Genomic DNA, 14,253 nt, shown 5'->3' on the forward strand with positions numbered 1-14,253 from the left:
CGAAAGAGGATGAGGCACCGCCATGGGCAGGCACAGCAGACCGGGTCCCGGGGGCTCCTTCGGTGACGAGCCTGCCGACGAAACACCGACCGGTCGCTTCGCCCGCTCCGGCAACGATGCCGATGTCCCTGACGTCGAGGACGCCGATTCGTCGTCGCTGACCGACACCGCCCGCCGCAGAATCGCTTTCGAGGGCGGGCACCGCAGCGAGGGCGGCCGCCGCGGGGTGAGCCTCGGGGTGATTGCCGCGCTGGTCACCGTGGTCGTGGTCGTCGGTGGAGTGATCCTGTGGCGGTTCTTCGGCGACGCGTTGTCACACCGGTCGACCGACGCGGCCCAGAAATGTCTGGCAGGCACCCTCAACGTCGGTGTGGTCGCCGACCCGTCGATCGCCGACAACGTCACCAAGTTCGCCGAGGGCTTCAACGCCACGGTCACCCCGGTCGGCGACCGTTGCGTGAAGATGGTTGTCACCGCTGCCGATTCCGATCGGGTGGTCGACGGGTTCGTCGCCAACTGGCCGGGCGATCTCGGCGAGCGTCCCGCGCTGTGGGTTCCGGCCAGTTCCATCGGCGCGGCGCGCCTTCAGTCCACCGCGGGTAAGGAAGTCGTCAGCGACGCGCGCTCTCTGGTCAGTTCGCCGGTGGTCCTCGCGGTGCGTCCGCAGCTCAAAGATGCTCTGGGACAGCAGAGTTGGTCGGCGTTGCCGGGCCTGCAGTCGAACCCGACGGCGCTCGACGGCCTGAACCTGCCCGGCTGGGGTTCGCTACGGCTGGCGCTGCCCACCGTCGGTGATGCCGACGCCACCTATCTGGCCGCCGAAGCGGTGGCCACGTCGTCAGCGCCCGCGAACGCGCCCGCCACCGCCGGCCTCGGCGCGGTCAACGGGCTGCTCGCCGGTCAGCCCAAGCTGGCCGACACCACCACCGACACGGCGTGGAAGGCGCTTCTGGGTTCCGGTGACTCCGCCGGTGCGCCCGTGCATGCCGTCGCGACCACCGAGCAGCAGTTGTTCGCGCGCGCATCCTCGGTGCAGGATGCCAAGAACAGCGTCGCAGAGTGGCTGCCGCAGGGACCGGTCGCCGTGGCCGACTACCCCACCGTCCTGCTCTCGGGCAGCTGGCTGTCCGAGGAACAGGTCAGTGCAGCAAGCCAATTCGCCCGGTTCATGCGCAAACCGGAACAGCTGAGCACCCTGGCCAAGGCCGGCTTCCGGGCCGAAGGCGCCACCCCGCCGGGCAACGACGTGGTGAGCTTCCCGCAACTGGGTTCGCCGCTGACCATCGACGACGAGTCGGTGCGCGCCACGCTAGCCGCGGCGGTGTCCACCCCGGCCACCGGATCGGCCACCACGATCATGCTCAATCAGGCGATGGGTGCCGACGAGGGCGGCAAGTCACGCCTGGCCAATGTCGTGACCGCGCTGACCAATCGCATCGGTGCGCTCCCGTCGAACGCGGCGGTCGGGTTGTGGACGTTCAACGGCACCGAGGGCAAGTCGGCGGTGCCGATGGGGCCGTTGACCGATGACCTCAACGGGCAGCCGCGCTCGGCCGCGCTGACCGGCACTCTGGGCGGATTGTCGCCGTCGGGCAGCGGTGCCGTGTCGTTCACGACGCTGCGGTTGGCGTACGGCGAGGCGATGGCGAACTTCCGCCAGGGACAAACCAATTCGCTGCTGGTGATCACCCAGGGTCCGCACACCGATCAGACGCTGGACGGCCCGGGGCTGATTCAGTACGTCAAGTCGGCGGCCGATCCGGCCAAGCCGGTGGCGATCAACGTCATCGACTTCGGTGACGACTCCGACCGTGCAACGTGGGAGGCGGTCGCCCAAGCCTCGGGTGGCACATATCAGAATGTCGCGTCGTCGGATTCGCCGGACCTGGCGACCGCCGTGTCGACGCTGCTGTCCTAGATCTTGAGCAACTGCCGTGCGCCGGCGGTGAATTCGTCGGGGACCTCGATCTGCGGGTAGTGGCCGATTCCCGTCAGTTCGATCACCTCGGCCGCGGGCCGCAGCTCCCGCAGGCCGGCGAGCACATTCGTGGTGGCCACCGGATCGCCGGTCGCCCAGAGGAATCCGAGTGGCTTGTCCCAGTCGCGGACGGCGCCGTGCCAGCGTTCGGCGAACCGAACCCGCTCGTTGAGGTAGGCGCACAGCAGATTGATGATGCGGTGACCGTCGTCGCGCGCCATCAGAGCCCACTGCGCGTTCGCCTCGTCGTCGCTCAGCGGGTGCGCCGCGCTGAAGAGTTTGGCGAAGCCGCGCAGGAAGCCCCGCTCGTTGGTCAGCCGAGCGAGCAGCGGTCCAAGCGGGCCGCGCAGGATCTTCTGGCTGGGCCGCAGGCTCGCGCGTTCGATGATCACGCTGCCGTTGGTGAGCACAGCACGCTGGATGTCGAACGGCAGCGATCCGGAGACATCACGGGCCAGAAGTTCGGTGGCCACCGAGGTGCCCATGTCGTGGGCGAGCAGCACCACCGGGCCGGGCGCGGCGTCGGCGACCACCTGCTGCACGATGTCGGCCTGCTCCAGCAGGCTGTAGCGATGCGGGCGGGGTTTGTCGGAGAGCCCGAACCCGAGGAAGTCCAGCGTCAGCCAGGCCTGGTCGCCGAGGCGTTCGACGACGCCACGAAAGTCGTAGGAACTCGACGGGAACCCGTGTAGCAGAAGCACGGTCGGGCCGGACCCGGGTCGCGACCGCACGAAGACCTGACCCGCGCTGGTCGACAGCATGCGACCACCGTCTTGCCACTGACGAACGCTGGCAGGCAGCATCCGCTGACGCTATCAGGCGAACGCCTCCACCGGCGGGCACGAGCACACCAGGTTCCGGTCACCGTACGCCCCGTCGATGCGGCGCACCGGCGGCCACACCTTCGGCCGGAAGTTCTTGCCCAGCGGGTAGGCCGCCTGCTCGCGGGTGTAGGGGTGGGTCCACTCGTCGACCAGCAGGCATTCGGCAGTGTGCGGTGAATTGCGCAGCGGGTTGTCATCGGCAGGCCACTCCCCCGAGCCGACCTTGTCGATCTCGGCGCGGATGGCGATCATCGCCTCGCAGAACGCATCCACCTCGGCCAGGCTCTCACTCTCGGTGGGCTCCACCATCAGCGTGCCGGCCACCGGGAAGCTCATCGTCGGCGCGTGGAAACCGAAGTCCGCCAGCCGCTTCGCCACATCATCGACGGTAACGCCGGTGGCCTTGGTGATGCCGCGCAGATCGAGGATGCACTCGTGGGCGACCATGCCGTTCTCGCCGGTGTACAGCACCGGGTAGTACTCGTCGAGTCGGCGGGCGATGTAATTGGCCGAGGCGATCGCGGTCAGCGTCGCATCACGTAGCCCCTCGCCGCCCATCATCCTGATGTAGGCCCACGTGATCGGCAGGATCGACGCCGACCCGTACGGTGCCGCAGACACCGGGCGCCCCTTCGGCAGTTCCTCGGCCAGCGGATGGCCGGGCAGGAACGCCGCCAGATGCGACCGCACCGCCACCGGGCCGACGCCCGGGCCGCCGCCGCCGTGCGGGATGCAGAACGTCTTGTGCAGGTTGAGATGGCTGACGTCGCCGCCGAACTTGCCCGGGCGGGCCAGGCCGACCAAGGCGTTGAGGTTGGCGCCGTCGACGTACACCTGCCCGCCCGCGTCGTGCACGGCCGCGCAGATGTTGGCGATGTCGTGCTCATACACCCCGTGCGTGGACGGGTAGGTGATCATCAGCGCGGCCAGCCGCTCGGCGTGCTCGCTCACCTTGGCACGCAGGTCGTCCAGGTCGACGTCGCCGTTCTCCCGGCAGGCCACCACGACCACCCGCATGCCGACCATCGCGGCCGACGCGGCGTTGGTGCCGTGCGCACTGGATGGGATCAGGCAGACGTCGCGCCCGGTGTCGCCGTTGGCCAGGTGGTAGTCGCGAATGGCCAGCAGCCCGGCGTACTCGCCCTGCGATCCGGCGTTGGGCTGCAACGAGATTGCGTCATATCCGGTCAGCCCGGTCAGCCAGTTCTCCAGGTCCGCGATCAGCTTGCGCAGCCCCGGGGTGTCGCCGGCCGGGGCGAACGGGTGCTGGCGGCCGAACTCCGGCCAGGTGATGGACTCCATCTCGGCGGCGGCGTTGAGCTTCATCGTGCACGACCCCAGCGGGATCATGCTGCGATCCAGCGCAATGTCCTTGTCCGCCAGGGTGCGCAGATAGCGCATCATCTCGGTCTCGGTGCGATACCGATGAAAGGCCGGGTGGGTCAAGAATTCGGTTGTCCGCGAATCGATCTCGGGTCCCGCGTAGTCACCGGCAACCGACGCACCGAAGGCCTCCAGCACCAGCGCGATGTGCGCGGCGGTGGTGGCCTCGTCGCAGGCGACCGACACATGGTCGGCGTCCACCCGCCAGATGTTGATGCCGCGGCCCTTGGCCTCGGCTTGCACCGCGGCGGCCCGGTTCGGGACGTGCACCAGCACGGTGTCGAAGAAGGTGTCGTGCACCACCTCGACACCCGCCGCGCTCAGGCCGGCAGCCAGCGTGCGGGCGTACCCGTGCACGCGGCGGGCGATCCCGGTCAGGCCGTCGGGGCCGTGGTAGCTGGCGTACGACGCGGCCATCACCGCCAGCAGCACCTGGGCGGTGCAGATGTTGGAGGTCGCCTTGTCGCGGCGGATGTGCTGTTCGCGCGTCTGCAGCGACAACCGGTATGCCGGTGCGCCGTCACTGTCCACCGAGACGCCGACCAACCGGCCGGGAAGCTGGCGGGCATGCTTGGAGTGCACCGCCAGGAAGCCGGCGTGCGGGCCGCCGAATCCCATTGGCACACCGAATCTTTGGGCGCTTCCGAAGGCGACGTCGGCGCCGAACTCGCCGGGCGGCGCGATCAGCGTCATCGCCAGCAGGTCGGCGCCCAGTGCCACCAGCGCACCGCGCTCGTGGGCCTGCTCGACCAGCTTGGACCAGTCGGTCACCCGTCCGCTGGCGCCGGGCAGCTGCGCGATCACCCCGAAGAACTCACCCTCGGGCAGGCCGCCCCGCAGGTCGGCGGTGACGATCTCGATGCCCAGCGGCTCGGCGCGCGTCGCCAGGATGGCCGCGGTCTGGGGGAACAGGTCGGTGTCGACGGCCAGCCGGTTGACCGACCCGCGGACCGCACGGTGCATGAGGGTCATCGCCTCGGCCGCCGCGGTGGCCTCGTCGAGCATCGAGGCTCCTGCGATCTCGAGCCCGGTCAGGTCGGCGATCATGGTCTGGAAGTTCAGCAGCACCTCGAGGCGGCCCTGGCTGATCTCCGGTTGATACGGCGTGTAGGCGGTGTACCAGGCCGGGTTCTCCAGGATGTTGCGCAGCAGCACCGGCGGGGTGAGCGTGTCGTAGTAGCCCTGCCCGATCATGGAGACGGCGATGGTGTTGGTATCGGCCAACCGCCGCAGTTCGGCCAGCGCCTCATGCTCGCCGACCGCGGCGGGCAGCTGATCGAGGCCGGGCGCCAGGCCGTCGGCCGCGAGCGCGTCGAGGATGCCCGCCGGCAACGCCTTGGCGGCCAATTCTTCGAGCGAGGCGACCCCGATCACGTCGAGCATCGTCGCGATGGCATCGGAATCCGGTCCGATATGGCGATCGGCGAAGGTGGGGGTGTGGTTGGACCCTGCTTGTTTCGACATGGGGGACTCCTGACTTACGGCGCAGCCGTCAGCGGCGTCCTCTCCCTCTGTCGTCCACCCGGACCGGGCGCCTGAGAGATTCGGTCAGCCCGCGTCAGCGGCGCGACTGCCTTTCCCCATGGGCGGGTGACCACTGGTCACCGCTTTCCAGAGGCATCGTGGCCACGCGCGGTCCGGGTGCCTGAGAGGTTGACGGAGAGGTGTTGCTCCTTCGGCGTCCGTGGCTGGCTGCCACGAAGCTCTCCCGCGCGAGGGCGATACCCCGCGATTCTAACCGATCTTGCGGTCGCGGCTCTTGCGTCGGGAGGCCAGCTCGTCCTCCGGCGAGGCGATCGACTCGCCGCCGTCGGCCCGCTCACCCGGGAAGTCTGCGATCGCGCCGGACAGTTCCCGCATGGCGCCGCTGACCGCGATGCCGAACACACCCTGGCCGCCCTGCAGCAAGTCGACGACCTCTTCGGCCGACGTGCACTCGTACACCGTTGTGCCATCGGAGAACAGGGTGATGTTGGCCAGGTCCTGCACGCCGCGCTGACGCAGATGGTCGACGGCGACGCGGATGTTGTGCAGCGAGATGCCGGTGTCGAGCAGCCGCTTGACGATCTTGAGGACCAGGATGTCCTTGAACGAATACAGGCGCTGGCTGCCGGAGCCCGCCGCACCGCGGATGGACGGCACCACCAATGAGGTGCGGGCCCAGTAATCCAACTGGCGGTAGGTGATTCCGGCGATCTGGCAGGCACTCGGCCCCCGGTAACCGACCAGCTCGTCGGGGACCGAGTCGTCGGGGAACAGGCCCGGCTGCACCGGCTCACTCACCGGCGCGCCGCGGGGTGTGTCCGCCTCGAAGCGGCCATCGGAATCAGAGCCCGTGCCAGCAAGGTCCAACTGTCCCTGACGTGGCTGCTCGCCCACGATGCTTCCTCTCGCCGTTCGAACCTATGGCCCGCTGACCGCTCCACCAACCACGTTTGCCCAGTCCGAGTCCACCGAGCATACGCTTTTCGACGGGCGGTCGCGCTCGTCGTTCGCAATCAAAGTATGGCTGCCCTTGGCTGCGCTCCGCGTCATCCGCCGCGCGTGTCGAACCGCTGCAGGCCAAGTGAGACGCATCCGTGATCTTGCTCTCGGTGTCTCACCAGGCACGGCCGGACACCCCGTCAGGTCGCCTTGAAATCGTCCGGGGACACGCTGTCGAGAAACTCTTTGAATTTCTCGACCTCGTCCTCGCGCACGGCCCCGGTGGATTCGTCGTCGCCCTCGTCCGGAATCAGCAGCCCGGCCTCGGCCAGTACCGCCTCCTCGACGTAGATCGGCACACCCATCCGCAGCGCGATCGCCACCGAGTCCGACGGCCGGGCGGACACCTTGATGTCACGGTCGAAGATCAGGTCGGCGTAGAACGTGCCTTCCTGCAAGTCCACGATCCGCACCTCTTTGAGCGAATGCCCCAGTGCGCCAATGACATCTCGGAACAGGTCGTGGGTCAGCGGCCGGGCCGGCTCGACGCCCTGCTGTTCGAGCGCGATCGCGGTGGCCTCCGACTGACCGATCCAGATGGGCAGGTAGCGGTCGCCGTTGGATTCCCGCAGTAACAGAACCGGCTGGTTCTGGGGCTGCTCGACGCGAATGCCAACCACACGAACCTCACCCATCTGTGCCTGACCTCCGCGCTGGTTGTGCCATCATCGGCGAGTCTAGTCCTCAGCGGTCGAGAACGTCTCGTACCGCGGACTTGATCAGCGATGTGTGCAACGTGATTGCCAGAGCGGCAACCTCACGCGCCAAATCGTCGGCGCGGTCGCGCGCACCGGTCTTGGATGCCTTGCCCACCGGTCCTGCGATCTGCGCGATCAGGTCGGACTGCCGGTCCGCCGCCGACCGAAATGCCCGCAGGTGTCGCGGTTCGACGCCGTACTCCCCCAGCGCCCGTGCGCATTGCGCGATGACCACCGAATGTTCGTCGAACAACCCGCCCGGGCCGGTGGTGATCACCCCCGCTTTGCACAGCGCGGTCAGCATCTCCTCGCCCACACCGGATCGCTCCAGCAGGTCTTCTCGGCTCAGCCGCACCTGAGCGCGTGCGACATCGATATCGTCGCCGGCGTCAGGCGAGTCCTGGTCGGCCACCGTCACCAAACGCGGTACGGCGTAAGGCGATCCGACGTGGGGCAGCTCGCCGTCCGGCTGGGCGTCGAGCTGTGCCTTGATGACCTTCAGCGGCAGATAGTGGTCACGCTGGGCGGTCAGGATGAACCGCAACCGGGCACAGTCGTACGCGGTGAATCGCCGATACCCCGATCCGCTGCGCTCCGGCGTGACGAGACCCTCGGCTTCCAAGAATCGGATCTTGGAGATCGTCACGTCCGGGAAGTCCGGTCGCAGCAGGTCCAGGACCGCTCCGATAGACATCCCGGCAAGCGCGGGAGTATCGGGGGCGGTCACTAGCTTCCTGGACCGCCTTCGTCGTCGGACGACTTCGGTCCGGTGAGGAAGACCAGGCGGAACTTGCCGATCTGGACCTCGTCGCCGTTGGCCAGCGTGGCCGAGTCGACCGGTTCGCGGTTGACGTAGGTGCCGTTGAGGCTGCCGACGTCGACGACCTGGAATTCGTTGCCGTCCAAGCGGAACTCGGCGTGCCGACGGCTGACGGTCACGTCATCGAGGAAGATGTCGGAGTCCGGGTGACGGCCGGCCGAGGTCGTCGCCTGATCCAGGAGGAACCGCGAGCCCGCGTTGGGGCCACGCTTGACGACCAGCAGCGCCGAGCCCACCGGCAGGCCTTCGACCCCGGATACCGAGCTCTCGCCGCCGGTGGCCGCCGGGGCGTCCAGCTCGTTGAGGAAGTCGGCGCGGAAGACCGAAGTCGTCTCCACGGTGACTTCGTCAGAGTTCTGGTCCTTGTCGGTCACCCGCTACTCCTCACTGGCTGCCGTGGCTGTACTTGGCGGGTATCCGCACAAGACGCCCGTCCGCCTCAACAATCAATTACGTCGACCGTACCGCGCAGTGGTCGTCGTTGTGTCCACCACCGCCGGATCGGTGGCTGGCAGGCACCCTAACAATGTCATTCAGTCACTGTGTCCCGATAGGCGTCCGCATCGAGCAACGCCGCCAACCCCTTTTCGAGGGTATCGCCGTCGACCTGCAACTCCAACAACCACCCCTGACCGTAGGGGTCGGAGTTGACCAGCCCGGGGCTGCCCTCCAATTCGCCGTTGACCGCAATCACTTTGGCCGTGACGGGGGCGTAGAGATCCGAAACCGACTTGGTGGACTCCACCTCGCCGAAGGACTCACCGGACGTGACGTCGCTGCCCACCTCGGGTAACTGCACGTACACCACGTCGCCGAGCGAGGACTGGGCGAAGTCGGTGATGCCGACGCGCACGGTGTCGTCACCGATGCGCTGCACCCACTCGTGCTCGGCGGTGTAGCGCAGGTCGGCTGGGATTTCGCTCACGGTGCTCCTCGGTGTCGGATGCTCATTTGACGGGCTGAGCGTATTGGCGCGCTTTCGGTTGCCGCAAGGTGGTGATGTCCACCTTGTCGGACTGCGCGACGGTCATTCGCCCACCCACCCGCTCGACGCTGTCGACCGCACCGCCGGGGATGTTCATCGCCGCAGCCAGGGTGGGTGGATCGCCAATGGCCAGAACAGAATACGGCGGGCCGAGCGTCTGCGTGTCGATCACCAGCGCGCCGGGACTGCCGACCACCCAGGTGTCGACCCCAACCCGGACGGCCTGCTGGCCGGAGCGGATCTCCATCGCCTCCGCGCCTGCGGCCCGCAGCTCGTTGATGACGTCGAGCATGGTCTCGGGCGCGACCCCCGGTCCGGGATCGTCGATGGTGATCGTCACGCCGGGCCCGGTGGCCGCGACGGTACCGATGAGGATCGACAGGGCGGCCAGCCTGGCCTGCGCGTTCTGGATCGCCGCCTGATCGCTGCTGCCCGCGGTCTGCATGGCCGCGAGGTTGCGCTGCAGTTCGGCGACCTCGGTGTTGAGCGTGGCTTCCCGCTGCTGCAGCGAGCCGAGCAGGACGAGCAGGTCGGCCGGGCGCGCGGTGTCCAGGGCGTCGCCGGACTCGGTCTGGCGGGCCTGGGTGGCGATGGCCACACCGAGCATCAGGCACAGCAGCACGCCGAGCACACCGAAGATCACCTGCACGCGACTGCGGGGCCGGCGCACCGGCGCCGGCGCCGGGCCGGGCAGTTCGTGGCGGCCGTGCTCCTCGTCGGTCACCTCACGCCCCGAACAACCTGCGTCTCAGCGCGGCGGCGTTGCCGAAGATGCGGATGCCGAGGACGACGATGATCGCGGTCGACAACTGCGTGCCCACGCCGAGTTGATCGCCGACGTACACGATCAGCGCGGCGACCAGCACGTTGAAGACGAACGAGACGACGAACACCTTGGGATCGAAGATCTTCTCCAGGTAGGCACGCAGACCGCCGAACACCGCGTCCAGCGCGGCGACGACGGCGATCGGCAGGTAGGGCTGGATCACCTCGGGGACGCTGGGGTGCAGGACAAGACCCAGCACGATGCCGACGATGAGTGCGGCGATTCCGATCACTGTGCTAGTCGCCCTTCCCCGGGTCACTGCTGCCCACCGGACCCCCTACCGACCGATCTGCTTCGCAAATTTAATCTCCCGTACCGCACCCGCGGGCAACGACAGGCCGTCGCCGCTGCTCACGCTGACCCCCACCCCGTAGGACACCTCCAGCAGCCGCAACCGCTGCAGTCCGCCGCTGCGGTCGAACGTATCGCGCATCTGGCTGGGCGATCCCACCGCCAGAATGGTGTAGGGGCTGCTGATCGGATGATTGTCGACCAGGATGGCGCCGCCCGCCTGGCGGATCGTCACGTTGGGTCCCATTCGGACTCCCCCGACCGAGATCGCCTCGGCGCCGCTGGCCCACAGTGAGTTCACCACGAGCTGAAGATCGCGATCCAGAATGATCTGGCGGCTGCCGGCCACCCGCTGCTTGGAAACGTCGGACAGGTCGCGCCCGATGCCGGGGTCGGTCACCGTGATGGCGAGGCCGGGCCCGATGACGGCGGTCGAAGCGGCGGCCAGGCTGAGCGCATCGAGCCGGCTGAGCAGATCGCGGCCGGCCGCGTCCTCGCGCAGCTGGCGGCGCTGGACGGTGTCGGCCTCGGCGGCCAGCTCGTCGCGGCGGCGGGTGAGCCGGTCGGTGGTGCCTTCGGCGGACCGCACGCTGGCGGCCAGCACCTGCTGGGCCGCGTTCACGCCCGGCGCGGTCGACCGCGCCTGCGCGACGGCGGCGGCGAACACGACCGCGATCAGCACGGCGGCCAGCGCCTCCCACGCGTGGGTGGCCAGCGGTCGGCGGGGTTGCGCGGCCTGTTCGCGCTGGGCGGCAGCGGCGGCGTACCCGGGGTCGAGGTGTTCGGTCAGTAGCGAGCGCAGCAGGCCCGGCAGCGGGATCAGGGTGGGCCGCTGCTCGTGGCGTTCGCTGCGGCCGGCCTGCGGGTCGTAGCCGCCGAGCGCGCTGTCAGGTGCGGGCATCGGTGACGCCGGACTTGGGCAGCGTGGTCACGACCAGACGGACCTGCAGCAGGTACAGCACCGCCGACCACAGGTACATGCCGACGCCCCAGATCAGGAAACCCCAGCCACACGCGCCGATCACATGGCTCCACGTCGCATCCCACTGGCCGAGCAGCACCAGCGGGAAACCGGACATCAGCGCAAACGTCGCGGCCTTGCCGATGTAGGTGACCGGCAGCGCGGTCAGTCCTCGGCTGCGCACCACCGGAAGGGTGGCGGCCAGCACCAGATCACGGCCGATCAGGGTCGCGATCAGCCACCACGGCACCACACCGGCGAAGCCCATACCCAGCGGCACGGCCAGCATGTAGATCCGGTCGACCAGCGGGTCCAGCAGCGCACCCAAGCGCGACGACTGGTTGGGCACCAGGCGAGCGATCTTGCCGTCCGCCCAGTCGGAGAAGCCGCTGAACATCAGGATCGCGACCGCGAGTGCGTACGCGTCGGTGGCAAGGAGCAGGTACAGGAACACCGGCACCAGCACCAGCCGGATCACCGACAGGACGTTCGGGATCGTCAGCACCCGATCACGGCGGTCCATGGTGATGAACTTAGCCCTAGCGGAAGACCCCGGGCAGGCTGAGCGCGGACAACGTGTCGTCGTTGAGCGGGTTGTCGTGGACCATGTAGGTCCATGTCGAGGTCGGGCGCGCCAGCTTCGACAGGTCCAGGCCCTGCTCCTCTTCGAGGATGTTGGCGGTTTCAAAGGTCTGCTGGGCGGCCTCGATGGCGTCGGCGGCCAGGTTCGCGAACGCGTCGACGGCCATCCGGTGGAACTCGTCGAGCGGGTTCTGCCGGCCCAGCGCTCGCAGGTGGATGCTCTCCCGGATGTCGGCCAGGTAAGCCAGGTGGTCGGCCCAGCCGCGGTCGAGGTGGAACAGCATGATCTGACGGCAGATGACCTCCAGCTGCTCCTCGCTGGACTTCTCGGCGAGCTCCTCGTATCGGTCCGGCGAGAGTTCCTTGAGTTCGTTGCGCGCGGCCGGCGTGCTCAGCAGCGTATTGCGCCGCTCCACGATGATGGCCCGCTGCTGGGCGATGAGCTGGTTGTAGCGCCAGGTGTTGGCATGTACGTCGAGCAGCCGGCCCTCGGCGACCCGCTGGGCGTGGTCGAGCAGGGCGCCGGCCTTGGGGCTGGTGATCCGCCCGGTCTCGTCGGCCTCGGTGGGCAGCTTGCCCTCGTCGAGGTGGGCGACGACGACGTCGTCCTCCCAGCTGGCGAAGAACACCGATGAGCCGGGGTCGCCCTGGCGGCCCGCGCGGCCGCGCAGCTGGTTGTCCAGGCGTTCGGTGCGGTGCCGCCCGGTGCCGATGACGTGCAGGCCACCTAGCTCGGCGACTTTGTCGTGGTCGGTTTCCTCCGACCCGCCGAGCCGGATGTCGGTACCGCGGCCGGCCATCTGGGTGGAGACCGTGACGGTGCCGAGCTTGCCGGCTTCGGCGATGACGGCGGCCTCTTCCTCATCGTTCTTGGCGTTGAGGACCACCGCCGGAACGCCGCGGCGGACGAGCCGCTCGTGCAGTTCCTCGGACTCGGCGACGTCGTGGGTGCCGACCAGGATCGGCTGACCGGTGGCGTGCACATCGACGATGTGCTCCATGATCGCCTCGATCTTGGCCGCCGCGGTGATGTAGACGCGGTCGTCGGCGTCCTCGCGGATGTTGGGCGTGTTCGGCGGGATCGGTGAGACGCCCAGTTTGTAGAACTGGCGCAGCTGCTCACCGGCGGCCAGCGCGGTACCGGTCATTCCGCAGACCGTCGGATAGCGGTTTATCAGCGCCTGCACGGTGATGGTGTCCAGCACCTCGCCGGTCTCGGTGGTCTCGATGCCTTCTTTGGCCTCGACCGCCGCCTGCAGGCCATCCGGCCAGCGCTGCAGCTGGGCGATGCGGCCGCGGCTGGAGTTGATCAGCTGCACGGCGCCGTCACGGACGATGTAGTGCACGTCGCGCTGCAGCAGCACATGCGCGTGCAGGGCGACGTTCACCTCGGTCAGGGTGGTGCTGACGTGCTCCTCGGAGTAGAGATCGATCCCGCCGAGCGCGGCCTCGAGCTTCTTGGCCCCCTCCTCGGTGAGGTGGACGTTGCGGCTGTCGGAGTCGGTGTCGTAATCCCTTCCGGCCGCGAGTTCGCCGACCAGACGGACGATTTCGACCTTGGGGGTCTCCCGATGCGTGGTGCCGGCCAGCACCAGCGGCACGAGCGCCTCGTCGACGAGCACGGAGTCGGCTTCGTCGATCAGCGCGACGTCGGGGTTGGGCGAGACCAGGTCGGCGACGTCGGTGACCAACTGGTCACGCAGCACGTCGAAGCCGATTTCGTTGACCGAGGCGTACGTGACGTTGCACTGGTAGGCGGCCCTGCGCTCCGCAGCCGTCGACTCGGCGGTGATCCAGCCGACCGTGAGGCCCATCGCCTCGATCAGCGGGCCCATCCACTCGGCGTCGCGGCGGGCCAGGTAGTCGTTGATGGTGACGACGTGGACGTTGCGCCCACCGAGGGCGTAGCCGGCAGCGGCGATGGCGCCGGCCAGCGTCTTGCCCTCACCGGTGGCCATCTCGATGACATCGCCGGCGAGCATGCGCAGCGCCCCGGCCAGCTGTACGTCAAAGGGACGGAGTCCGGTCGTCCGGTCCGCAGCCTCGCGGGCGATGGCCAGGAACTGCGGGATATCAGCCGACGAGGCGAGGTCACCGAGGTCCAGCAACTTCGCGGCCTTGGCCAGCTGCACATCGTCGAGGCCCTTGGCCTTCTCGTTGAACTCGGCCGAGGCGTTCACCTCAGCCATCGAATGTTCCTTGGCCTTCTCGGTGGTGGCACCGAGCAGGCGCCAGAAGCCCCGGCTGATGCGGCCGGGTCCGACAGCGCTGTCCTTGCGAGTTTTCGCCACGTGTCAACGGTACCGTCGGCGCCGTTGGACGCCTGATACCAACCTGACGGTTACGCACCCGCAGTTATCAGGGCGGCCGGTTATCTTTGCTTCACCGGGTCTGACGGCGGCGCTGAAGCTCACATTTCGC

General features: G+C 68.4%; 13 protein-coding genes and 1 riboswitch. Of the genes, 1 reads left to right on the forward strand and 12 read right to left on the reverse strand.

Annotated elements, in window-relative coordinates:
• Positions 1–22: 22 nt before the first annotated feature.
• Entirely contained in the window at positions 23–1,918 is a 1,896-nt protein-coding gene (locus tag AB431_RS17000; protein WP_047330919.1) for a substrate-binding domain-containing protein, read from the forward strand.
• Here the strand turns inward: AB431_RS17000 and AB431_RS17005 are convergent.
• From AB431_RS17005 to secA2, 12 genes are all read right to left on the reverse strand, one after another.
• Positions 1,915–2,781 (reverse strand): alpha/beta fold hydrolase, encoded by an 867-nt coding sequence (locus AB431_RS17005; protein WP_082135710.1) that lies wholly within the window; start codon positions 2,779–2,781, stop codon positions 1,915–1,917. The two genes, AB431_RS17000 and AB431_RS17005, sit on opposite strands and share 4 nt — an antisense overlap.
• Before the next feature lie 12 nt (positions 2,782–2,793).
• On the reverse strand, positions 2,794–5,649 hold the full coding sequence (gene gcvP, locus AB431_RS17010; RefSeq protein ID WP_047330920.1) for an aminomethyl-transferring glycine dehydrogenase: 2,856 nt from the start codon (positions 5,647–5,649) through the stop codon (positions 2,794–2,796).
• 159 nt (positions 5,650–5,808) lie between these two features.
• A riboswitch (glycine riboswitch) is annotated at positions 5,809–5,906 on the reverse strand.
• A gap of 13 nt (positions 5,907–5,919) precedes the next feature.
• Positions 5,920–6,564 (reverse strand): MerR family transcriptional regulator, encoded by a 645-nt coding sequence (locus AB431_RS17015; RefSeq protein ID WP_047330921.1) that lies wholly within the window; start codon positions 6,562–6,564, stop codon positions 5,920–5,922.
• 245 nt (positions 6,565–6,809) lie between these two features.
• Positions 6,810–7,304, reverse strand: coding sequence for a bifunctional nuclease family protein (locus AB431_RS17020; RefSeq protein WP_047330922.1), 495 nt, complete (start codon positions 7,302–7,304; stop codon positions 6,810–6,812).
• A gap of 49 nt (positions 7,305–7,353) precedes the next feature.
• The gene (locus tag AB431_RS17025; RefSeq protein ID WP_047330923.1) at positions 7,354–8,094 is read right to left on the reverse strand and encodes a MerR family transcriptional regulator; all 741 of its coding nucleotides are present in this window, start codon (positions 8,092–8,094) and stop codon (positions 7,354–7,356) included.
• Complete coding sequence (garA, locus tag AB431_RS17030; protein ID WP_047330924.1) at positions 8,094–8,561, reverse strand: glycogen accumulation regulator GarA; 468 nt, start codon at positions 8,559–8,561, stop codon at positions 8,094–8,096. The genes AB431_RS17025 and garA overlap by 1 nt, the downstream gene beginning before the upstream one ends.
• A gap of 155 nt (positions 8,562–8,716) precedes the next feature.
• Positions 8,717–9,112, reverse strand: coding sequence for a glycine cleavage system protein GcvH (gene gcvH, locus AB431_RS17035; protein ID WP_047330925.1), 396 nt, complete (start codon positions 9,110–9,112; stop codon positions 8,717–8,719).
• A 22-nt stretch (positions 9,113–9,134) separates the two neighbouring features.
• A complete protein-coding gene (locus tag AB431_RS17040) occupies positions 9,135–9,896 on the reverse strand; it encodes a DUF881 domain-containing protein (protein WP_047330926.1) in 762 nt (253 codons plus the stop codon).
• A gap of 1 nt (position 9,897) precedes the next feature.
• Positions 9,898–10,230: a small basic family protein gene (locus AB431_RS17045; RefSeq protein WP_036344963.1), complete on the reverse strand. Its 333-nt coding sequence runs from the start codon at positions 10,228–10,230 to the stop codon at positions 9,898–9,900.
• Between the two features lie 45 nt (positions 10,231–10,275).
• Complete coding sequence (locus AB431_RS17050; RefSeq protein WP_047330927.1) at positions 10,276–11,190, reverse strand: DUF881 domain-containing protein; 915 nt, start codon at positions 11,188–11,190, stop codon at positions 10,276–10,278.
• The gene (locus tag AB431_RS17055; protein ID WP_047330928.1) at positions 11,177–11,773 is read right to left on the reverse strand and encodes a CDP-alcohol phosphatidyltransferase family protein; all 597 of its coding nucleotides are present in this window, start codon (positions 11,771–11,773) and stop codon (positions 11,177–11,179) included. Before AB431_RS17055 ends, AB431_RS17050 begins: the two co-directional genes overlap by 14 nt.
• 16 nt (positions 11,774–11,789) lie before the next feature.
• The gene (secA2, locus tag AB431_RS17060; protein WP_047330929.1) at positions 11,790–14,123 is read right to left on the reverse strand and encodes an accessory Sec system translocase SecA2; all 2,334 of its coding nucleotides are present in this window, start codon (positions 14,121–14,123) and stop codon (positions 11,790–11,792) included.
• Positions 14,124–14,253: the final 130 nt, after the last annotated feature.

The sequence above is a fragment of the Mycobacterium sp. EPa45 genome, from assembly GCF_001021385.1.
In the GTDB taxonomy this organism is placed as follows: domain Bacteria; phylum Actinomycetota; class Actinomycetes; order Mycobacteriales; family Mycobacteriaceae; genus Mycobacterium.